This window comes from Parapedobacter tibetensis (assembly GCF_024704835.1).
GTDB classification, from domain to species: Bacteria; Bacteroidota; Bacteroidia; order Sphingobacteriales; family Sphingobacteriaceae; genus Parapedobacter; species Parapedobacter tibetensis.
The window spans coordinates 99520-122385 of record NZ_JAMXBE010000014.1 but is presented as its reverse complement, the minus strand read 5'-3'; the positions used below and the strand labels follow the sequence as shown (position 1 = coordinate 122385).

The window sequence follows — 22866 nt, the reverse complement described above, 5'->3', positions numbered from 1 at the left end:
ATATACGATTGATTTTTTGAGATTATCTAGGCCTGTTGACCCAAATGCGGCCACAAAAGTAACTAAAAATGATATGCATAACAAACTACCCCAAATAATACTTATCTCCATTCACTTTCAGTCGACCTTCATCCAATCGCCTACGGATAAACGCCAAGCGGGCCTCCTCCGTACCCGATTGCATACCCATCACGAGCTTATCGATGGTCAAAGGACCGTCTGATAAAGCTGCTACCAATTCAGCCAGTAAACTGTCCGCTATATCCTCCGATTGATTTGTTTTCAAGCAAAGGTCGCATATTTCGCAACGTTTTGACCGCTTTTCATCAAAATAGGCCAGCAACTGCATACTGCGGCATGTACGGATATCAAGATAAGCAAATACTTCTTTTAGCTGCTCCCGTTTGGTTTCTTTTCGCTCCTCGATGTATTGGTGGTCTATGTGCAGACGTTTATCATCAATCCGAGGACGCAAAAACTGCAATTGTGGGCTGTCGGTCTGTGGGATATAACTGATGATTTCGAGCTTTTGAAGGTATTCTAACGTGTCGACAATGTGGCGATAGCTTTTGCCCAATTTCCTTGCCAGGTCCTGCTCACGGATAGGAATAAAATAGTCAAACGCCCCTCCATAACTACGAAGCAGTGTTTTGATAAACGTATCATGGCTTACATGCTCGATCTGGAATCGATATAAGTCTTGTGAATTGACTTCAAACTTCACGCGCGATGGCAAGTACACGTTTTCACTGACGCTAATCCAGCCATCCCGCTCAAGGAATTTCAATGCACTGATTGTTTTGATGGCATCAAACTTATACCGGTTGCAAAAGTCACCAATATCAAAATCCAAGGTCAAATTCCCTCCAGCCCCATAAGCCAATTGGAAATAATTACCAAGTTGTTGGTATACCTGTTTGATGTATGCTACGGAAGGAAAGCTGAGATCGAAATTTTTCCGCAATCGGATTCGGTCGCTTTCATGATGTAACAGTACAGCATAAGCTTTTTTACCGTCACGCCCAGCTCTTCCAGCTTCTTGATAATAAGCTTCCAATGAATCAGGCAAATCCAAATGGACGACAAAGCGCACATCGGGCTTATCGATACCCATCCCAAAAGCATTGGTCGCCACGATGACCTTGGTACTGTTCTTTTTCCATGCGCTTTGTTTACGTGCTCGTTCGGGGGTTTCCAATCCGGCATGGTAGAAATCAGCCGAAACCCCTTCATGCAACAGGATACGGGCTATTTCCTGTGTCTCCCTCCTATTGCGCACATACACGATGCCACTGCCCCCAAGCTTACGGATGACACGTAGCATCCTTCCCATCTTGTCTTCTTCCTCAAAAGCCATATAAGCAAGATTTTCCCGAAAGAAACTTTTGCGTAACACGTTCTTTTGTGTGAAAGCCAGCTTCACTTGGATATCATCCACAACGTTGGATGTGGCTGTGGCCGTGAGCGCTAGGAAAGGTATATTTGAATGCAGCGTACGCAATACGACGATATTGAGGTAAGATGGTCTAAAATCATACCCCCACTGCGAAATACAATGTGCCTCATCCACGACAAAGAGGTTGACCTTCATATAACGAATTCGTTCCTGCACCAATTCATTAGTAAGCCGCTCGGGTGAGAGGTAAAGGAATTTAATATGGCCGTAGATGCAATTATCAAGCATGATATCTACTTCCCGCTTGTTCATTCCCGAAAAGATGGCTACGGCCTCAATGCCTTTTGCGCTGAGGTTTTCCACCTGATCTTTCATCAAGGCAATAAGGGGTGTCACCACGATGCATAGGCCCTCCATTGCCAAGGCCGGCACTTGGAAGCAAATGGATTTCCCTCCTCCCGTGGGCATCAGCGCAAGCGTATCATGCCCATCCAATACTGACCGGATGACTTCTTCTTGCAAAGGGCGAAAAGACTCATGTTTCCAGTATTTACGAAGGATTTCTACATTATTCATCATGCCTATACTTCTACCTATCAAACATACGCAAAATTACATTTCGAAAAGGTGTCATGCAATTACACTACTCCTTTTCCCATCGAAAAAATATATGTAAATTGGCAGGAATTAATTGTCAAAGCGGAACAATGGAACAAGACGTACCTCTTTTTATTAACCGGGATTTAAGCTGGCTATCCTTCAACGAACGTGTATTGATGGAAGCATCCAGACCTTATGTACCGCTATTGGAACGCCTGAAATTCCTTGCCATCTATTCATCCAATCTCGATGAGTTTTACCGCGTGCGCATGCCTTTATTGATGGCGTTCCGCAAACTCAACAAAAAGAACGGTCTTGTCATAGATAACTTACATGATGGCAATGTCCTGAAAGATGCCAAACGAACCATCGGAAAACAACAGGAAACGTTCGGCCGTTTATTGTGCGAGGGAATTTTGCCTGGGCTTTTGCAGGAAAATATCCATGTCTGCTATAATACACCCATTCCCGCCGAATTAATGGATCATGCCGAGCCGTATTTCCACCATACCATAGCTGCCCATTTGGAAATCACTCATCTTGATGGACGACGTTCTTTTTTCCCAAAAAACAACCAGTTGTATCTTGCTGTCATGTTTACCGGGCAAATAGACATTGCCATTGTCAATATACCGTCGGAGGCCATACCTCGTTTTTTTTCTAAAGATATCGATGGTGTGCAGTACGTGGCTTTCATAGATGACATCATCAAGCTTCTCATCGACCGATTGTTTGATGGAAACCTATCCATCTCTGGCGCCTACAGTTTCAAAGTAACCCGGGATGCGGACATCCAATTAGATGATGAATATGGGGACGACATGGCCGAAATCATTGAAGCCCAAATCAGCAAACGCGACTATGGTTTGGCCACACGTATGCTTTATGAGCCCGGCATGCCTAAATCAGTTCTCGACACGCTGATAAGCTCTTTTTCCATACGGAAAAGCAACAAGATATCGGGAGGAAATTATCACAACCTCAAAGATTTTTTTGATTTTCCGGCGAAGAAAACCGCTCTTCAATACCTCAAGCAAATTCCGATTCCTTATACCCTGGTACGTGGGACGACGCTTTTTGACGAGGTCGCAAAGCGTGATTTATTCATCAATACACCTTATGAGTCATATGATACGGTACTTCGTTTCTTCAACGAAGCGGCCATAGCCCCAGATGTCAAGGCGATAAAGACCACGATGTATCGCGTAGCACAACAATCTCGTATCATCCATGCACTTATCTCAGCCGCTAAAAACGGGAAATCAGTAACCGTTTTTGTAGAGCTAAAGGCCCGTTTTGATGAGGCCAACAACATCAAATGGGCCAAACGCATGAAAGAGGCTGGCATCAATATCCTGTATAGTATTCCGGGATTGAAGGTTCATGCCAAGGTGGCACTTGTAACGCGGGATACCGACGAGAACCCGTTGTTGGGCCTCTTGTCCACAGGCAATTTTAATGAGAACACAGCAAACGTGTACACCGACCATATGCTCTTAACCGCCCATCAGCCCATGCTGGAGGAACTTGACACCCTGTTTTCATTCCTCCAAAAACGGAAACGGAGAACGGTGGATGACCATACCGCATTCGGGCACCTGCTTGTCGCGTCATTCAATATGATGGACGAATTTATGCAGCTCATCAATGGGGAGATATGCCATTCCCGCAAAGGACTGCCTGCCCGGATTACCATCAAAATGAACAACATTGAAGAAGAGGCCCTCATCAAGAAACTCTACGAAGCAAGTCAGGATGGGGTTGAAATCAATTTGATTATCCGAGGCATATGCCGGATAAGACCTGGAGTCAAGGGATTAAGCGACAACATATCAGTGAGGCGGATTGTTGGCAGGTACTTGGAACATGGGCGCATCTTCATCTTCCATAATAATGGAAAGGAGGACATCTACATGGGATCTGCTGACTGGATGAACCGGAACATCTACCGGCGGATAGAAGTGTGCTTCCCCGTATACGATCCTCAAATCAAACAGTTAATCAAGAATCTGGTCGATCTCCAGCTAAGGGACGACGCCGCTGCGGTGGTATTGGATGAAAACTGCTGTAACGTGTCCGTACGCAACAACGAAGATTTGCATTCGCAACAGGCTATCTATGGCCTATTAGCTACCAATCGTACATCCCATTTATCAGCCGTTTAACAAGCTTGAATCGGCATCAAAAATCTAAACACCGGTATAAAAACATATTCAAAACTTCCCGACAATAGCGATACCTTGGGGTGAAGGCACAAAATTCCAAACAACGGATTGCTTTTTCTTCCATGGATGGGTGTATTTATTAGTCCCCATCCGCTTCAATACCGCATCTGTACAAAACCATGAAATCGCCGCCCCAAAGGCCAAATCCGACAACCAATGGCTATCCGAATACATGCGACCTACCGCTGTCACACCGGCCGTGGAATAAAAAATCACTTTTAATACCGGATTTTCTACCCGTCTGGCCAGCACCATGGCACTCACTAAGGCAATCTGAATATGCCCCGAAGGGAAGGAATGGTAAGCAGCTTCCGACGAAAAGGGATCGAACCGCCATGGGCCTACTTCCGTAGCCGGTCTTGCCCTTCCCGCGATGCTTTTCATACCCGTCTGGACAAGCCCGCTGGTCAAATAAGCAACTCCCAGAATAAGGCCCGTTTCTTTGGCCCATTCACTTTTACATACCAACCCTGCCAAGTAAAATCCACCGGTCATCGCGAAAGCCGCATACGGTTTACCATAATGGAAACCTGCCCGCTCAACCCCGTCCCAAACCGCGCCGCCACGATTTTGCCAAAACCGCCGTACCGGTTTATCGGCCAGTGACACCAACGCCGTACCTACCACAACACCACCGGCTTTCAACCAATCGCCCCCCTTCCACCTGATGGGTGATATGGCTGTGTGTACAAAGCCATCAGCAAAGCGGATAGCATCAGGAGTTTTCCTTTGGAGCGCTGCCGTTGTATCGTCGCGCCGTTCATCGGAAGCATACAGGAAGAATGGGAAAAAGATTAATAGGAAAATGTAGCCGATGGATTTCATGCTTTGTATACTGCTATTTCTTATCGTTAAGTTTTACTTCTTCACTCCCCAAACATACGCAAAATTGTGCTTCAATACATATGCTGGTAATCCAATGGCATTGGCTTCCGATTGAAAACGCTGTATGGTGGAGTCGTAATTGGATTCATCCAGTATCAATTGCTTGCACGTTACGGTTTCCGATAACTTTTCAAGGGTTATCCATGGGTTATTGCGCAACAATAAGATATCAACTTCCAATTGTCCGTCATAGGATTTCTTCCCATCATAGATCATTAATCGTGTGTCGCCCAGTTGGAGTACATCTTCCTTGATATAAACTTCAGGGTTAACATAAACGCTGTCCTGTTGTATAAAATGAATATCCGATGCCGGCACGCTGGCTTCCAGTTTGGGCAATACTGAATATTGGATAGTCCGGTCATCCATGGAAGGCCGACTACTATATATCCACGCTTGCTTTCTACTGATGAAACCAACAGCCATATCGCGGCGGATGTTGAAAATGACCACCTCTTGTTGGTTCAACCGTCGGAATGCACCCGAAAAGGAAGACAATATCAGTAAGGCCGAGCATCCTAAGGTACCGTATACTAAGCCTTTGTTTCGCATGACAGTGGCGAGGGTTATTGTGAGGATTAACCCGTAGGCCAATATTTCTTCCCACCAATCCAGCCAAATTCCATTGATGCTGGCCATCGGCAAATGTTCGATATGGCTTAGCACCCCATTGGTGAATACAATCAGTTTTTCAAGTACATACCCGATCCAAGATGCCAGTTGCCCCGGTGGTAACAGCAACAAAGCAAAACCCAAGTACATAATTCCGCTCGCAGGCAAGACGACAAACAGATTAGCGGGGAGGAAATATAGGGGAAATTGGTGGAAATAGTAAGCCGCCAATGGCCCCGCACCTGCCTGGGCAGAAATAGACAACAAGGTATAATCGCAAACTGGTTTGGCTAACCGATTGTTTACTGAAAAGGCTACTTGCAGCTTGGGAAGCAGAAACACGATGCCCAACACGGCGAGATAAGAGAGCTGGAACCCTAGCTCTGCAATGAATTTGGGATTGTATAACAATAGGAAAAAAGCGGAGGCCGCAATGCTATTGTATATCCTTGCTTGTTGGCTGAAACCAGAAGCCGCCATGACAAAACTGATCATGATAGAGGCCCGCAGTACTGAAGGCGAAAATCCGGTCAATAACGCATAACCCCATACACACATTAGCAAAACGAAGAATTTGACTACTCGAAGGTTCTTTCCGCGGTCCATCCACCACAATAATTTCGACAACAACCAAAACACCATCACCACATGCATACCTGATACACACAACACATGGATCGTTCCTGTAGTTGAAAAAGCCTGAAGCAGTTCCTGGCTCATGCTTGCACGGTAACCCAAAATCAACGTGGAGGCGATGGAAAGCGCATCCTTATCAGGTATATACTGCGAAAATTTGGCAACCATTCGCTGGCGTAGGCCCAACGCATACCCAACGAGTGGATTGCCCCTACCCGCTCCTATCTTTTGGATCTCTCCTGACTGCACATATAGCTGATGCCATAAATTTTTATTGGCCAAATAGCTTTTATAGTCCATTTCACCGGGGTTGTAGGGTGGTGGTACCACCCTATACTGGGCGGGGATGATAAGCTCATCACCATAGTCAAGAGCAATGGGTAGTACGGTGTCACCCACATGCACGGTAAGCATAATGCCTCCCGACATATTGGTGATGCCGTTCTTGTCGTACCCTTTCGTAATGGTCAGCGGGAAACGCACATGACTTCCCCTTCTCACCGGTTCATCAGCCACATAGCCAACCAGCGCTTTGGATTCATAATGGCTGAAGTGCATTTGGTTTATCTGTGGATGGGGTTGCCATGTCAGTATCCAACCTGTGGAAGCCAGCGACAATAGGATGAGAAAGCCCAGCGGCCCATAATATCGGTATTGCTGTAGCCGTGTAATGCATGCTATGCCCATGAAGGCTACCAAAGCGGTTACCAGTATTACCCAAGCTAAGGTATACAATGACTGTTGCGGCACGAACGCATAGGCCGTTCCTATTCCCGTAGCCAATGCCAAGAGGAAACGTACGAAGGGTATATGGCCGCGGTAGATAGGATGCTGCTTTTTCACTGGGCTCGGTTGCTTTTAACCAACAGGTTACTGCAAATTCAATCAGTTCCAGCTAATTTAGGAATTATTTTATATAATCCAAACCTAATGAATTAAAACCGCCACCTCAATTGCACACGAACATCCGACCGCCGATTACCAGCGACGACATCCAATCCACTGCCCACCTCATCCACATCACGATAAACAAAAGTGGCATATCGCATCCAAACATCCGTCTTCCTCCCAAACCGATAACGTAAATTCAAATAAGTACGGATACCTTTATTGTGGTACACTGGAAACGAATATGCATACAACACATCATTCTCGTAGGCATACATGCGCGAATTATAGCTGGGCGTACCAAATATTGCTAAGCGAAAATTACCACTCAGCCTCCCACTCATTGGCTTGTAAATGACATCATGATAGGCCATCCACCCCATTTCCGTGGAATCCCCTTCCTTTTGGTAGTGCGACAATTCCATGCGGCTACGCATGCTCCACGCATCATTCAATTTATACTGCCCACTTACACGCACCTGCTGACGCAACACATCTACGAGGAGATGATGAGGCAGTTCCATTGAGGCGTTTTCCTGACGCTGGCGATAGCGATAGCGCATGGAAACATTAGCTTTCTTATACCAAGTGTATGTAAATTGCGTGAGCAAATCAAGGCCTTGTGAAGGCGCGTCCACCCGATACCGCAACCATGGGAAGCTAAAAAAATCGGCATAACCCACCCATTCTATCTTTCTGCTGGGGTGGTACACCAAGCCCGAGTAAAAACCACGCTCGTTAGATGAACTGCTACCCTCCGCCATGCCCTGATTAAAAAATGAATGGTAGTCGCGTTGATAATTGCGGTAATGTAGGGCCAGGGAAAGGTGAGGGTGCAATGCGGCAATCAATCCGTTGGCAAAGGCAAAGCCACTACCTAAACTATGTGCAGCCTCGCCAAAAAGGTATATCCCCCGCCATGAATGATTGTAGTAAAGACTGGCATTCCATAAGGCATCTCCGCGAAAAGCATATTGGTTGCGCAGCAGCGCTTGTGGGTCGATAGTCGCATCAAGACGAGTTTGATAAGCAGTGGCTCCCACTCGAAGTCGTCTGTATTGGTATTGTACATTGGTCCCATACACCCATTGTTGTACAGCACCTCGGTTGGCAGCCTCTGTAGAAGTACGATGCAGGCCCGTTTGGCCAATGGAGCCTACCACTGCCGTGCTGTCAACCGTATAGGACACCGAACCGTCGAGGCGACGCCAGGAAAGGAATGGTGTTACTGAGAAGTGCCCAAATTCAACAGTAGCCGCCCCACCTCGCAAAAATAACACCTCGTTGGAGGATGTATAAGGGCGCAAGCCGGTAGCCTGTTTGGCCACGTTTGGCACCATGGAGCCTTTGCCAAAGCCCAAACCATTCCACATGGCCAATCCCTGGCCAAACTGCAACGCATAATCGCCTACCACGAGATCCTTTAGCCTACCCTGATTGCGGATGTAAAGACTACCCGAGTAAAAATCAAAACCATATCGCTGTGCACCATCGAAAAACGCTTCACCGGCATCTTTTTTCATGTTAAGCGCCACCTGCAGGTCGCTACCGAAATGATACCGGTAACGGGCGAACAACTGGTGGGGGGTACCCAAGTACCGTGAGCGGGTGGTATCCGTAATAGCGTATCCCTGCCGCTGCTGCAAGGTGCGTCCGTATCGGACCATTAAATCGTGCTCCCCCTCTTCGAGCAATTGGCCTACACCTACATTGGTGAGCGAATGTGGAACGCCTATGGTAATATAAGGCAGAAGTAGTTGAAGTAAGTCCATATCCAGTCCGTCGACGACTTGCAGTTCATAAATCGCGACAAATTTTCCGGAACGATCACGGTGCTCCAGCAGGTTGTCGATAAACAATTGGGGGATGAACTGGAGTTCCTGTAATTCTCTGCCGTCTGTACGGTTGAGGTCTATAGGATGTCTTTGATAGAAATCCAACCGTTCGGCCAATTCCGAGAAATCAAAATCTTCCGCCAACTCTTCGGCTACAAGTTCTGTCAAACGCTCGACAAGCAAATCCGTTTCGGATTGTGCATGTACAGTATATGCCAATAGCAAACAAACCGCTAATATAACATACCGACTAAAATGCATAACATAAACCTATTTGTGGCGATGTACCCAAACGCGGGTGGAAGGTAGCTGCCGCATCAAACATAAAACGCTGCCAATAGATGCCAAAGCCAGCATGCTGCTGCATAGGATTAATGGATAGCCCACCACGTAGGCATACTAGATTAGCTATGCGATATTCTATACCGAAATGCCCGCCTAATGAACGTTCTAATCGATACACCACATCAGAAGAGACGATTACTTGAGCCAGCGGATAGCTGCCGCCGATTCGTATGTAAGTAGGAATGATGCCGTATATATCCTGACCATAATCTGCATTTCCAATATTGGTATATTGGAAACCAATGGTCGCGCCTCGTTCAAAATGATACTGCAATCCCATATCGACAGATAAGGAAGAAACGCTCAAATAATTCGGGATAAAAAGTTGGTGGTAGCCGGCTGACATACCCACGGAAAATCGCGTCCCAAATTGCTTTGCAAAGGAAAACCCTACCTTGGTTTCATCGTATGCCTCTTTCAATCCATACCGATTTGCGGCCAGCCCGAATATTCCCAATCGGGTAGGTACACCAAGTAAAGCGCTTTGCGAGGTGATGTCTGTCGTTAAAAAATGGTGTTGATAGGAAATATTGGCAGTAAGGTATTCTATCCCCGTTAGACCCGCTGGGTTCGCGGTCAGGCTGTAAATCCCCTGGAGGGCTGCACCCGTATACCCCATAGCTTCAAATCTTGGGCCTAGGTAGGTCTGGGCTAAGCTGTCATAGGAGATTAGGAGGAGTATGAGGCACCTTCCAATCATCGAGGTGAAGGTAGGAAAAAAATATAAATTCAAAAAATAAAAAGAACACAGATAACCCAGAATAGGCAGATTTACACTGATTTTTATTGCTTTTAATCCGTGAACATCCGTTTCATCGGTGTTATCTGTGTTCGACTAACCTTATACTATACCTGATAGTATTGCTCCCACCCTTTGCGCGGTGGGGGGCCTACTAGCAGTTCATTGGCCATTTTATTGTTGGTGATCACCTTCTTTTTCCGGTCAAACTCCAGTTTGGTATGGAGTTGTTGTGACAGTACCCCAAGCGAAAACACTTGGCTCAAGGGGCCGGATATTTCAAATGGCGACCTCGTCTTCTCTTCACCCTTACAGGCCTTTAAGAAGTTTGCAAAGTGATTGGAGGGGCTTTCGGGCACCACGGGCAACTTGGAAGCCATATCCAGGGCTTTCTCCTCTGGGATAATGGACAGCGTACTGCCGTGCGACCCACCTTTGAATGTCAGGTCTTTGCCATAGATGATTTTGCCCGGATTCAATTTTACCGGCTCCAACTCGCCCGTGCTCGGCGGGGGGATGTTGGGATCAAGTCCCGAAACGCCATAACCTTCTGGTATGGGGGGCAAGTTGTCCACTCCATCATACCACGTGATATCAAGCGCCGGCATGCCTCTCCGCTTCGGAAATTTAAACACGATAGTGGATGACATAGGGAAGAAAAAGTCGTTGTGTCCCGTGGCCTTCGTGCAATCTACCTCATAAGGTAACCCCAAATCCAAAAACTCATGGGCCGTATCGATGATATGCGCTCCCCAATCGCCCAAGGCTCCCATACCGAAGTCATACCAGCAGCGCCACTGCCCATTGATGAAATCTTTGTTATAACCATGTTGCTCAGCAATGGCGGAATGCCACAAATCCCAATCCAACGTGCCCGGAATCGGTTCCGCAGGCGGGAATGACTTGATATTGGGATCCCACCCATGCCAGCGCCGAGGGGAATTCATGTGCGCCGTAATGGCGGTCACATCCTTGATAATCCCCGCATTCTCCCAAGCCTTAAACTGGAAATAGTTGGCTTCTGAATGCCCTTGGTTCCCCATTTGCGTAACAACTTTCCTGTATTTACGGGCGGCTTTGATAAGCAACTCATTCTCTTGAAAAGTCCGGGCTAAAGGTTTTTCCACATACACATGCTTGCCCAAAGCCATCGCATGCATTGTGATGGGGAAATGTGAATGATCCGGCACACCGATGGAAACGGCATCAATTTCATTACCCATTTTGTCAAACATGGTACGGAAATCCTGGAATCGCGGTACGTCCGGGAATTGTTGCAGCGTTTTGAGGGTATGCTCAGCACCCATATCGACGTCGCAAAGCGCTACGATATTGGCTAACCCCGTAGCATATAAATCGCGGATAATTTCACCACCGCGATTGCCAATTCCTATACAAGCTAAATTAACACGTTCATTGGCAGCCGCCAATTTGGGTTTGGCCATTAACAAACCTGGGGCAACTGCTGCTGCAGCGGATGCCAACATGGCCTGCTTAAGAAAATTCCTTCTTGAATATTCGCTCTTGTTCATTTATAACTCATTTATTAGATTGAAACTAATTGACTAGCAAGATAACAACTTATGCCGAAGCATCCAACACTCCTCTGAAATATCCCGCGGATTCGGCCAATCCGGCCAATGGATCATTCATATCCTTCTCAAATTCGAGGCTGCACATACCGCCATAACCCACTTTCCGCAACATCTTCACAAAGGCCGGGATATCAATTACGCCTCGCCCCAATTCGCATGTACTTCCCTCCTTAGTGGCTGATGTCACATTTTTGAGGTGAATATCGAAAATCCGGGTATGATAGCGCTTTATGTCCGCCACTGGGTCTCGGCCATCGCGCATGTTGTGTCCCATATCAAAACATAATCCCATCCGCTCATCCAAACCTTTCACCAATTCATAAATACTGGTGGCATTAGGGTATAACTTATCTTCGGGACCATGGTTATGGATGGCATAACGGATGTCATATGTTTTTGTTTTATCGGCAATATATCCCAAGTCTTCTTTATTAGGTATTCCTACGATAAGTTTCACCCCTACTCGTTTGGCATATTCGAATGCGTTGTCTATTTCTTCTTTTGATTTTGTCATGTAAATCGGTCCAACGGCATATCCTTTCACATTCGATTGTGCAAGCTTTTCATGAAAAGCCGCTATTTCGGCAGCTGTACTTTTTAATGGCAAATGGAAGTCTTTGATACATAGGTAACGCACGTCCATACGCTTCATCATGGCCAGCGATTCATCCAAACCAAATTTCACAAAGCTATAACCGGCAACACCGAGATTAAATCGGTCGTCACGCTTCCCCTGTTTATGTCCGCGCTGCGGATCAGCCAAGGCAAAGCTATTGGGAACCCCTGCCAGTGTTGCAGCTGTTACTGCAAGTAAGCCTTGCTGTATAAATTTTCTTCTTGTATCCATATTTTTATTTTAGTATTCTGTAATCTATAATTGGCGGTCAGTGATTTCTCGACTCCTTTCACGCAAAGCCCACAAAGACGCTTGCGCTCCCGCCAAGTACGCTAAGGCTTTTCTCTCCGACTTTCTGACTTCCCGACTTTTCCCTATCTTAGCCCAATGGACCACAAGCGAGCAACCCTCAAGGATATTGCGTCGGAATTGAATCTTTCGCCTTCCACGGTTTCCAAGGCATTAAGGGATCACCCAAGTATCGGTGTCATCACCAAGGAACGTGTAAAGAAACTTGCCGAGCAGCTCAATTTTGTGCCCAACCAAACGGCCATCCGTTTCAAACAACAAAAATCCTATACCCTTGGAATCCTCATACCCAGCATGCTCGACCATTTCTATTCAGTAGCCGTAGAGGGCTTTGAAAAATTCGCCTATGGCGAAGGGTATAATGTGCTCATCGGCCAAAGCCACGAAAAGCTGCAACGGGAGAAAGAACTCCTACTCATCATGCAGAGCAACCGTATAGATGGTCTGGTTATCGCCATATCCCGGGAAACGATGGATACCTCGCACATTGATGCCTTTGTCAAATCGGGTATCCCCATCGTTTATTTCATGCGCAAGCCGATCAACGAAGAATTCCATTGCGTTTGCAGCGATGTATATACAGGCGCTATTGAGGCTATTGCCTATTTCGTATCTCGGGGGCACCAACGCATTGCTTTCATCAATGCCTCATCGTACTGGACCACCAGTCGCGATCGTTTCCTAGGGTACCGCGATGGGCTTATCCAACACCACATCCCCTTTGATAAAACCCTGGTACAGGAAAGCGATTTCACTCAAGAAAGCAATTTCCAAGCTACCCGCCAGTTGATGCAACTCGACTCACCTCCCACCGCTATCCTCGCATTTAAGGACCAAGTGATGCTTGATACGCTGAGTTGCTTGCGTCGTGAATTTGCATCAAAGGTCGATTCCGTCGAGTTAATTGGTTATGGCGTCATGCCCGTCATCCAATATTTGGAACGGCCCCCTCTTGCTTCACTCAAAGAACAACCCTATAACATCGGGCAAAAAGCTGGCTCGTTGCTATTAGACCTTATTAACCATCCCCAAGCTCCATATGAACCCCAACTTGTCAAACTCCCATGTAAATTGCAGGTGTTTTGAATGTTTGGTTTATTTTGGCCTTATCAACAATTTTAACACCATTCAACAACAAAGATAGAGAAAGCCCATTTCCGAATCTCCTTCTTTATCAAACTTTACCCCCCAAATAGGTTTACGGAGTAAAAAAATAGCGATTGCTACGTTTTCAAACGATGTACTTGATTTCTCTACACCTATTTTTTTGAACGCAACAGGTTCAGCAACTTGCTAAATTTTCTAGTGAATAATGATTTCATCCACAAAAATCCAACTCGGATGCCCCCCTCCAGGATAGCCATCGGGTATTGAACCAAAGGGTTCTGCCGTCACCCGTAGGTAGCTGACAGTCTTTCCGTCAAATGCAGCATGTATCATCCGTCGCGGTAAAACCTGATCCTGCTTAAGCAGCTCAGGATGGAAACGCCCGAGTAATCGTGCACTTACCGAATCTGCACCCCCCCATATCTCAATGGTTTTCGGTGGATAAATATGGCTACGATAATCTTGCTTGACACTAACCCCAACCGTATCAATACGGATGTCCGTGTCGAAATACATGGAGGTCCCCATTCGTTGGCCATGGAATCCCAGCCATTTGCCATCGGCATGATTGCTGCCTCCGCTCTCCAGATCAAACAATGTAAGTGTCTCCCGCCCCCGGTACTGCGGATGGGGCCGGTCCATCAGCGATACTTGGTGAGGGGTATATCCGGATCGATGGAATGAGCGAACGACCTTCGAACTGGAAAGCCACCCTGTTTTATAGGCCTTCACCTTGATATCAACAGCAGATTTCACCCGATAAGGTGTGTCATAAACCATCGAATGCAGGCTGTCCGGCTCACTTCCATCAACCGTATACCGAAGTTCAACACCTGGTATCGGGTGGCTCAACGCTATTTGTACCTCATCTCGGAAGAAACCACTAGCGGGTGTTATCAACGGCTCATTCAGTGGTAAGACGACATTCCCATCATCCACATAACCCCGTTCGATACGTACTTCCTGATGTTCCTGTTGCAGCCTTTCCAATACATCGGCACCAATACCTGTATTCCAAACATATACCGTACGGAGATCTGGGGCAGACAACAACCTGGTAAGGCCCGTTTCCGTAATGCTTGTGCTGCTTAAACTTATTTTATGCAATTTAAGGAGCTGGCCCAAGAGCTCCCCCCAGGTATCGTCCACAGGGGTATTGTTCAAAATCAGTTCACGTAAGTTGACAAAAGACGCCAGTGTTTCCCTATCTTCCGCAGATAGGGGCATCCCACTTAATGTCAATGAAACTATTTGTCTGTTAATTGGCGACAGTTCCTGCAATGATTGTTTGGTATAGAATGCTTTCCCATAGAATCCCACAGCCAGCGCTGGCGATGCATGTGAGAGGGGTTTAACCGTGCGGTATGGCGTGTTTAATGCCGCTATGGTTTTAGCATCGGCCGCTGGGAAGTCATAACTTTCTTTGGCAGCAGGGCCATAAACCGCTTCAGCAAGGTGGTAGAGCGTGTCGTCCAACGGCATGGCTGATAGTGGCCTATTGAAATCAGCCCCGGAAATAACCCATGCTTTGATCAACGCCAATTCCTCAGGTGTCAATTGTGGCTTCCCTTTTGGCGGCATCCGATGTTCATGGTCCAAATCGAGCAGCAACCGCTGGATGATGAGGCTTTCTTCCGCTGAACCTTTCACCAATAAAGGACCGTTCTCCCCACCTTTTAGTACAGCGCTGGTGTCGGCCAATATCAGTCCGCCTTTAGCCTTGTTCTTGCTATGGCATCCTAGACACTTCGCCTGAAGAATGGGGTATACCAAATCCGGAAACACGACAGCCGTTTCCACATTTAACGTTTTTTGCTCATTCCGACGCAAAGGTTCCAACAAGTAGTCTTCCCCATGGGTGAGGCTCGCACCAAAGTGTCCAACCAATATCAATGCAACCAAGGAGAGGTTTAGCCCCGCCAAAAACGTTCGATCGTACTTACTCTCTTTGTTCCTCATCTGCCAGTGGTACCACAGCAATGCCGTAACCATAAAGCATAGCGCTACGCCCATCCATTTGTGCCACAGGAAACCATTTCCCTCATATCCACCTTCCTTGGAAAGCAAAAGGCCTGCGACCACGGTTATTGCCGCACTCCATGCACTAGCAAAAAGCATAGCATGAACAAATCGCCAAGTGATGGCTTGTTGCAAATTCAATCGGTTACCAAAGCAGGCCAGCAACCAAGCCAATACCAACAGCACAATTGGAAAATGCAGTAATAAGGGATGCATACGCCCAACTAACTGAAATGCGACAGGCACGACTATTCGGCTTTCAAATAGCAAAAAAAAGAGAATAAATACATTAAGGCCTATCAGCAGATTAAGCAGCAGTGATTGGATTGATTTCATCTTAGCCTCTCACACAAGAATATCCTTCACAACTTCACCAAACACATCGGTTAACCTATAACGCCTACCTAAATGGCGGTAGGTGAGTTTTTCATGGTCCAGCCCCAATTGATGCAGGATGGTCGCATGGAAGTCATGTATATGTACAGGATTTTTTACGATGTTATAGCCGAATTCATCTGTTTCGCCGTACACCATGCCGGGTTTTATTCCCCCACCTGCCATCCATACACTGAAACAGCGTGGATGGTGATCCCGTCCATAATTATTATGTTCCAACTTCCCTTGGCAATAATTTGTGCGTCCGAATTCCCCGCCCCATATCACCAACGTTTCATCCAATAAGCCGCGTTGTTTGAGGTCGGTCACCAGTGCTGCTGAAGCCTGGTCTACATCTTTGGCCTGTCCTGCCATCTCCAGCGGGAGGTTGCCATGCTGATCCCAACCCTGATGGTAAAGTTGCACAAAGCGCACACCGTTTTCAGACAGTTTACGTGCAAGCAGGCAATTGGCGGCATAAGTGCCCGGCACGAGGCAATCTGCTCCATATAGTTTGACAATATGGTCTGGTTCTTTCGATAGATCCGTGACTTCAGGCACTGAAGTTTGCATCCGGTAGGCCATCTCATATTGCTGCACCCTTGCCGAGATTTCCGGGTCGCCAAAAGCATCGAATTGCAGCTGGTTTAATTCAGCTAGTTTATCGAGCAACGCCCGGCGACTCACCTTGTCGGTACCGGGCGGATTATTGAGGTATAAAACTGGATCTGGACCGCCCATAAACTGAACGCCTTGATGCACGGAATCCAAGAAACCATTGGTCCACAGCTTGGCGTACACACCTTGTCCGTTTCCCTTTCCTTTGGATACCAACACGCAAAAGGCAGGCAAATTTTGGTTATCGCTACCCAACCCATAACTCAGCCATGCCCCCATGCTCGGTCGGTTGCCCTGTTGGGCGCCGGTCTGGAAAAACGTAATGGCCGGATCGTGATTAATGGCATCGGTATGCAATGAGCGGATGATACAAAGGTCATCTGCAACTTTTCCCATGTATGGGAACAAATCACTTACCCAAGCTCCGCTTTTTCCATATTGGGCAAAATCATAATATGATCCCACCAACGGGAAGCTCGCTTGGCCCGACGTCATACCCGTAAGCCGTTGGCCACCACGGATGGATTCCGGTAAATCTTGGCCCATCATTTCGCGGAGTTTGGGTTTGGGATCAAAGGATTCCAATTGGGAAACGCCTCCGCTTTGGAACAGGTAAATCACCCGCTTTGCCTTCGGAGCGAAATGCGGAAGCCGGCCAGCCATTGCTTCTTTATCCGCCCCGCCACCAGAAAATAAGTCGGGTATCAATAGCGAACCCAAAGCCGCACTTCCAATACCTATACTGAGTCGTGACAAAAATTGCCGCCGGTTTTGGAATAAACGTGCCTGTTTGACTTCTTTCTCAATCAATTCGTCTTTCTTCATGTGCACTTTGCTCATTTGTTTATTTACCTATTTGCTCTTTGCGCAATGCCTTTTGCTGATTTGCTTATTCGCCCTTTACCCTCGTCATATCTTCGTTATGGTTTCCTCCAGATTATACAGCGTATGGACAACAGCCATTAGCGCTGCTTGTTCAACAACGGGCAATGTCTCTTCCTGTGGGGCCTCACCTACTTCCAAAAACGCTTTTGCTTTGGCCGGTGATTCTTTAAAGCGCTTCAATTCTGCCTTATGATACGTTTCTAGCAAGGTTAATTCCTGTTCACTGGCTTCTCGGCTCAAAATCCAGCGGAATGCCGATTCAATATGTTGTCGCGGCGCAGCTTCCGATGATTCCTTTAGTATCCGGCCGGACAGTACACGGGATGCTTCTAGAATCACGGGGTCGTTTAGCATAACCAACGCCTGCAAAGGCGTATTCGTGCGCTGCCGTGTCACCTCACATACGTCCCGGTTGCTGGCATCAAAAATGAGCATATTGGGTGGGGGTACCGTCAATTTAATAAACACATACATCCCTCTCCGGTATAATGCACCGTCATGGTCTTGCACATAGTTGGTCAAGGCACCGCGCCCCGAAGAAGTTACCTCCCAAATGCCATCAGGTTGATAAGGTTTCACGCTTGGACCGCCGATTTCCCGGTTCAGCAGCCCACTGCTGGCAAGTGCCAAATCGCGGATAGACTCCGCTTGTAAACGCAGCCGCTTAGTACGGGCCAAATACGTATTCTCAGGATCTTCTTGTAGGTGCCTTTTTGTGACCTGTGATGACTGGCGATAAGTGGCGCTGAGTACAAATTGTTTCAGCAGTCGTTGGATATTCCAGCCATTATCTCTAAAGTCGGCCGCTAGCCAATCCAACAACTCGGGATGGCTAGGAAGCTCTCCTTGATTACCGAAATCAGCCACGGTAGGTACCAGTCCACGACCAAAAACCATCGCCCATAGTTGGTTCACCAATACCCGAGCAGTAAGGGGATTTTCTTCATTAAAGGCCCACTCGGCTAACCCCAGCCTGTTGGGGGCAAATCGGGCACTGTCAAACGGCAGGATTGACGCTGGAGTACCGGGATACGCACGCTCAGTAGGGGCATCATACAATCCGCGATTCAGGATATATGTCGGTCGTGCCTCATCGCGCTCTCCCATTACCGATACCGATACTGCCGAGGTGTCGTCCCCTTTATTGATAAATTGCAGGATATTTTCTACATCGGTTTGCGTAATGGTAAGTCTCGGGGTCTTCGAGGGGCCCGAATTCACCAATCCTTCGAGCCCTTTCTCCAATGAGTTGTTAAAAAAGGCATACAACTCGAAGTAGTTTTTTTGCGAAAAGGGATCGTACTTATGGTCATGGCATTGTGCACATTCCATTGTGATGCCTAAAATACCTTTGCTGAATGTATTTGTCTTATCGATCGCGTAAGCCACACGATATTCTTCTTCAATTACCCCTCCCTCCTCTGTAATTTTATGATTTCTGTTGAATGCGGAGGCCAATATCTGCTCTTTGGTGGCTTCGGGCAGCATATCCCCTGCCAGTTGCCAAGTCACAAACTCATCATACGGCATGTTTTCATTGAAGGCATGGATAACCCAGTCACGCCATGGCCACTGGGTGCGGATATCATCGTCCTGATAACCATAGGAATCAGCATAACGTGCCACATCCAGCCAATGCATGGCCATGCGCTCGCCGTAGGCTGGAGAAGAAAGCAACTCGTCCACCATTCGTTCGTAAGCTTCTTCAGAATCGTCCGCAAGGAAACGGTCAAGCTGTTCTTCACTGGGAGGAAGCCCGGTAAGATCAAGGCATACCCGACGAAGCAAGTGGTGTTTTTCTGCTTTCGGATTAGGCTTAAAGTCCATCTCCTTCATCTTTGCCAGCACGAATTGATCCAGCTCGTTCACCGGCCAATCTGTACGCCCCACTTCGGGGATTTCAGGTTTCTCGGGAGGAATAAATGCCCAATGTGGTTTATATTCCGCGCCTTGCCGAATCCATCGTTCAATCAGCTTCACCTCATAATTCGTAAGCGTCAAGTTGGATGTTGCCGGGGGCATGCGTAACAATTCATCATCGCTGGTGATGCGCAAATAGACTTCGCTCTGATTCGGATGGCCGGGAACAATAGCATGCATTCCGGCTGTTTTCGACAAGGCCTTATAAGCACCCGCTTCTGTATCGAGCCGTAAATCTGCCTCACGGGAATTGTGGTCCGGCCCATGGCATGCAAAGCATTTATCAGATAATATGGGTCGAATATGGAAATTATAATCCACCATTGGAGGTAATGGCATGGATCCACCTAAGCCAGTCGTCTCGCTTTTTGTGAAAAAATAACCAGAAAGCAGGATGACAAATAAGCAAACCGCTATCAAGGTTAGCCACTTCGGTGAAAGAAGGCGCCTCATAGTTAATTTATAATGGTGTTTTCAAATTTAGTGAAAACATCCCAAATTATTAAACCCATTTAGCAATAGATTTTTGAAACCCGCCTGGTTTTTTTTAACTTTCACAATGTTTACATAATAAACAGTAAATCAACATGAAAAAAACAAAAATTGTCCATCCAGAGCGGGAACTAGGTTTCGTCACTGGGGCATATTCAGATGGTGTACTTATTGATGGTTTTTTATTCGTAAGCGGGCAAGTCGCCATTGATTTTAGGGAATCTAAGTTCGTTTTGGGCACCATTGAGGAAGAAACCCATCTCACCTTGAAAAACATCAAAGCCATATTGGAAGAAGCCGGAATGGCCATGGAGCACGTGGTGAAATGCACCGTTCATCTCAGTGACATCAATGATTTCGACCGCTTCAACAACGTATATAGCCAATATTTTACTGAGCTAAAACCCGCTCGAACAACCGTCCAATCCATATTGGGTAATGGCATTAAAGTGGAAATCGATTGTATCGCAAAAAAATAAACTAAAAGGTACGCCATGTTCATCATCGACGCACATCTGGACCTAGCCATGAATGCCCTGGAATGGAACCGTGATCTGAAAGCGGAGCTCAATACCCTCCGTGACCGTGAATCAAGGATGCATGATAAACCCGACCGCGGAAATGGTGTGGTATCACTACCCGAATTGCGCAAAGGAGGGGTCGGCCTCGTAGTAGCCACGCAGATTGCACGGGCAACGGAAGACCATAAGATATTGCCCGGCTGGTATTCGCCCGAGCAGGCCTGGGCGCAAACGCAAGGGCAACTGGCTTGGTACCAAGCCATGCAGGAGGCAGGTGAGATGCAGCAAATCGTCGATTTAAATTCATTGGAGCATCATATTGCCTTATGGCAAGATGAAACAAGGACGAATGCTTCCAAACCAGTCGGCTTTATCCTCAGCCTTGAAGGTGCTGATTCGCTGGTAAACCTTTCTTATCTTGAAAAAGCATACCAATATGGACTTCGCGCAATCGGCCCCGCACACTATGGCCCGGGAAGGTATGCGCCCGGCACAGGCATGGATGGCCCGCTTACCACACTGGGCATAGACCTGCTCAAGGAAATGGACCAATTGAATATGATATTGGACGTCACCCACCTTACGGATGTGGGATTCTGGCAAGCCATGGAACTATACAAAGGGCCGATATGGGCAAGTCATCACAATTGCCGTGCACTGGTAAATCACCAACGGCAACTTGCTGATGACCAGCTGAAAGCGCTAATCGAACGGGATGCCGTCATCGGCGGTGCATTGGACGCATGGATGCTATCGCCGCAATGGATACGGGGTGAATCAAAGCCTCCGCAACAAGGTGTAAACCTCGAAAGTCTGGTAGACCACTTCGACCATATCTGCCAATTGGCCGGCAATAGCAACCATGTGGCCATTGGAAGTGATTTGGATGGCATGTTTGGCACGGAACAATGTCCGTATGATTTGGAAACTATTGCCGACCTTCAAAAACTGGAGGGGATTTTACATCAAAGGGGGTATTCTGCCGCGGATATTGCCAATATCTTACACGGCAACTGGCTTCGGTTTATCCGGCGGGCATGGTCAAATAAATAATGTTCGACTAAACACCAAGATAGTGAAATTTGTATATTCGCCGTATGATCACTGATACGATGGCGAAAGACGACAAGCAGCATTGGTATACCATCAAAAATGTCGATAACATCGACTCTCCAGCACTCATCGTTTACCCTGATCGGGTAATCGATAACATCCATACACTCAAAACAATGGTTGGTAGTAATGTAGACCGCCTTCGCCCTCACGTCAAGACACATAAAACCACTGAAGCTACCTTGCTACTGATGGATGCTGGCATCTACCAGTTTAAATGTGCCACCATCGCCGAGGCGGAAATGTTGGCCATGTGTCGAGCTCCCGATGTGCTTCTCGCCTACCAACCTGTTGGCCCGAAACTCCACCGCTATATGGACTTGGTGAAAAAATATCCAGACACGGTGTTTTCCTGTTTGGTAGACAACGAGGATGCCGCGACAGCCTTGTCAACAGTGGCTGGAGAAAACGGAATAAACGCTAACGTATATGTAGACCTCAATGTAGGCATGGGTCGAACTGGGATTGCCCCGGGAATCAATGCCCTCCATTTGTGCCAGAAACTGCATCAATTGGATCATATCAAACTATTAGGCCTACATGCCTATGATGGCCACTTGCGCGATCAGGATTTGTCCGCGCGGCGGGCCCGCTGTCAAGAAGCTTTTGTTGCCGTATGGGAAATGGTTGCCGAATTGAAAAACCAAGGTTATCCCCGGCCCACCGTCATCGCTGGTGGTTCGCCCACCTTTCCCATCCATGCTGCTGACGATAGGGTTGTATGTAGTCCCGGCACGTTCATTTTTTGGGACAAGGGTTATGGCGATGGCTTGCCTGAGCAACAGTTCAGCCCTGCAGCACTGGTACTGACCAGGGTGGTTTCTTTGCCCTCCGACACATCCCTATGCCTCGACCTTGGCCATAAATCGATCGCTCCGGAAAACAGTCTTGACCGACGTGTACATTTCCTGAATGCCCCAGACATGAAACCCATTAGCCAAAGCGAAGAGCATCTGGTTGTGGAAGTGCCACAAGGCCATCAGTGGAAAGTGGGCGATGTACTTTATGGCCTGCCCTACCATATTTGCCCTACCGTGGCACTGTACGAGCGCGCAATAACTGTCGCTCATGGTGAGTTTGTCGCATATTGGCCTATTACTGCCCGAAACAGGAAGCTCAACATTTAGAGCTTATT

Annotated in this window: 15 protein-coding genes; 5 read left to right on the top strand and 10 right to left on the bottom strand. The window is 47.3% G+C overall.

What is annotated here, in order from left to right; all coding sequences use genetic code 11:
• Positions 1-85: 85 nt before the first annotated feature.
• On the bottom strand, positions 86-1975 hold the full coding sequence (locus NF543_RS19695; protein WP_308379210.1) for a RecQ family ATP-dependent DNA helicase: 1890 nt from the start codon (positions 1973-1975) through the stop codon (positions 86-88).
• A 128-nt stretch (positions 1976-2103) separates the two neighbouring features.
• Here NF543_RS19695 and ppk1 point away from each other — a divergent pair, with 128 nt between their 5' ends.
• Positions 2104-4161 carry a polyphosphate kinase 1 gene (gene ppk1, locus NF543_RS19690; protein ID WP_257669878.1) on the top strand — a complete coding sequence of 686 codons (2058 nt, stop codon included), beginning with the start codon at positions 2104-2106 and terminating at the stop codon, positions 4159-4161.
• Between the two features lie 48 nt (positions 4162-4209).
• On the opposite strand, the gene NF543_RS19685 is transcribed toward ppk1, so the two are convergent.
• From NF543_RS19685 to NF543_RS19660, 6 genes are all read right to left on the bottom strand, one after another.
• A complete protein-coding gene (locus tag NF543_RS19685; protein ID WP_257669879.1) occupies positions 4210-5046 on the bottom strand; it encodes a phosphatase PAP2 family protein in 837 nt (278 codons plus the stop codon).
• Positions 5047-5079: 33 nt separating this feature from the next.
• Entirely contained in the window at positions 5080-7197 is a 2118-nt protein-coding gene (locus NF543_RS19680) for a ComEC/Rec2 family competence protein (RefSeq protein WP_257669880.1), read from the bottom strand.
• A gap of 92 nt (positions 7198-7289) precedes the next feature.
• Entirely contained in the window at positions 7290-9296 is a 2007-nt protein-coding gene (locus NF543_RS19675) for a helix-hairpin-helix domain-containing protein (protein WP_257669881.1), read from the bottom strand.
• Between the two features lie 31 nt (positions 9297-9327).
• Positions 9328-10122 carry a PorV/PorQ family protein gene (locus tag NF543_RS19670; RefSeq protein WP_257669882.1) on the bottom strand — a complete coding sequence of 265 codons (795 nt, stop codon included), beginning with the start codon at positions 10120-10122 and terminating at the stop codon, positions 9328-9330.
• Between the two features lie 146 nt (positions 10123-10268).
• Entirely contained in the window at positions 10269-11693 is a 1425-nt protein-coding gene (locus tag NF543_RS19665; RefSeq protein WP_257669883.1) for a Gfo/Idh/MocA family oxidoreductase, read from the bottom strand.
• A gap of 49 nt (positions 11694-11742) precedes the next feature.
• Positions 11743-12603, bottom strand: a complete 861-nt coding sequence (locus NF543_RS19660; protein WP_257669884.1) for a sugar phosphate isomerase/epimerase family protein — start codon at positions 12601-12603, stop codon at positions 11743-11745.
• A gap of 156 nt (positions 12604-12759) precedes the next feature.
• Between NF543_RS19660 and NF543_RS19655 the strand changes: the two genes are divergently transcribed.
• Positions 12760-13767, top strand: coding sequence for a LacI family DNA-binding transcriptional regulator (locus NF543_RS19655; RefSeq protein WP_257669885.1), 1008 nt, complete (start codon positions 12760-12762; stop codon positions 13765-13767).
• A 216-nt stretch (positions 13768-13983) separates the two neighbouring features.
• On the opposite strand, the gene NF543_RS19650 is transcribed toward NF543_RS19655, so the two are convergent.
• The 3 genes from NF543_RS19650 to NF543_RS19640 form a co-directional block, all read right to left on the bottom strand.
• Positions 13984-16143, bottom strand: coding sequence for a c-type cytochrome domain-containing protein (locus NF543_RS19650; RefSeq protein ID WP_257669886.1), 2160 nt, complete (start codon positions 16141-16143; stop codon positions 13984-13986).
• Positions 16144-16152: 9 nt separating this feature from the next.
• Positions 16153-17640: a DUF1501 domain-containing protein gene (locus NF543_RS19645; protein WP_257669887.1), complete on the bottom strand. Its 1488-nt coding sequence runs from the start codon at positions 17638-17640 to the stop codon at positions 16153-16155.
• Between the two features lie 69 nt (positions 17641-17709).
• Positions 17710-20058 carry a PSD1 and planctomycete cytochrome C domain-containing protein gene (locus tag NF543_RS19640; protein WP_257669888.1) on the bottom strand — a complete coding sequence of 783 codons (2349 nt, stop codon included), beginning with the start codon at positions 20056-20058 and terminating at the stop codon, positions 17710-17712.
• 134 nt (positions 20059-20192) lie between these two features.
• On the opposite strand from NF543_RS19640, the gene NF543_RS19635 reads away from it, so the two are divergent.
• The 3 genes from NF543_RS19635 to NF543_RS19625 are packed head-to-tail and all read left to right on the top strand — an operon-like array spanning position 20193 to position 22858.
• Positions 20193-20576 carry a RidA family protein gene (locus tag NF543_RS19635; RefSeq protein ID WP_257669889.1) on the top strand — a complete coding sequence of 128 codons (384 nt, stop codon included), beginning with the start codon at positions 20193-20195 and terminating at the stop codon, positions 20574-20576.
• 15 nt (positions 20577-20591) lie between these two features.
• Complete coding sequence (locus NF543_RS19630; RefSeq protein ID WP_257669890.1) at positions 20592-21671, top strand: dipeptidase; 1080 nt, start codon at positions 20592-20594, stop codon at positions 21669-21671.
• 44 nt (positions 21672-21715) lie between these two features.
• Positions 21716-22858 (top strand): D-TA family PLP-dependent enzyme, encoded by a 1143-nt coding sequence (locus NF543_RS19625; protein WP_257669891.1) that lies wholly within the window; start codon positions 21716-21718, stop codon positions 22856-22858.
• The last annotated feature ends 8 nt before the right edge of the window (positions 22859-22866 follow it).

What these genes read in the sequence shown, in the direction of transcription:
- NF543_RS19695 (WP_308379210.1), bottom strand. Translation starts at nt 1,975, where the DNA reads ATGATGAATAATGTAGAAATCCTTCGTAAATACTGGAAACATGAGTCT.
- ppk1 (WP_257669878.1), top strand. Translation starts at nt 2,104, where the DNA reads ATGGAACAAGACGTACCTCTTTTTATTAACCGGGATTTAAGCTGGCTA.
- NF543_RS19685 (WP_257669879.1), bottom strand. Translation starts at nt 5,046, where the DNA reads ATGAAATCCATCGGCTACATTTTCCTATTAATCTTTTTCCCATTCTTC.
- NF543_RS19670 (WP_257669882.1), bottom strand. Translation starts at nt 10,122, where the DNA reads ATGATTGGAAGGTGCCTCATACTCCTCCTAATCTCCTATGACAGCTTA.
- NF543_RS19665 (WP_257669883.1), bottom strand. Translation starts at nt 11,693, where the DNA reads ATGAACAAGAGCGAATATTCAAGAAGGAATTTTCTTAAGCAGGCCATG.
- NF543_RS19660 (WP_257669884.1), bottom strand. Translation starts at nt 12,603, where the DNA reads ATGGATACAAGAAGAAAATTTATACAGCAAGGCTTACTTGCAGTAACA.
- NF543_RS19655 (WP_257669885.1), top strand. Translation starts at nt 12,760, where the DNA reads ATGGACCACAAGCGAGCAACCCTCAAGGATATTGCGTCGGAATTGAAT.
- NF543_RS19650 (WP_257669886.1), bottom strand. Translation starts at nt 16,143, where the DNA reads ATGAAATCAATCCAATCACTGCTGCTTAATCTGCTGATAGGCCTTAAT.
- NF543_RS19645 (WP_257669887.1), bottom strand. Translation starts at nt 17,640, where the DNA reads ATGAGCAAAGTGCACATGAAGAAAGACGAATTGATTGAGAAAGAAGTC.
- NF543_RS19640 (WP_257669888.1), bottom strand. Translation starts at nt 20,058, where the DNA reads ATGAGGCGCCTTCTTTCACCGAAGTGGCTAACCTTGATAGCGGTTTGC.
- NF543_RS19635 (WP_257669889.1), top strand. Translation starts at nt 20,193, where the DNA reads ATGAAAAAAACAAAAATTGTCCATCCAGAGCGGGAACTAGGTTTCGTC.
- NF543_RS19630 (WP_257669890.1), top strand. Translation starts at nt 20,592, where the DNA reads ATGTTCATCATCGACGCACATCTGGACCTAGCCATGAATGCCCTGGAA.
- NF543_RS19625 (WP_257669891.1), top strand. Translation starts at nt 21,716, where the DNA reads ATGATCACTGATACGATGGCGAAAGACGACAAGCAGCATTGGTATACC.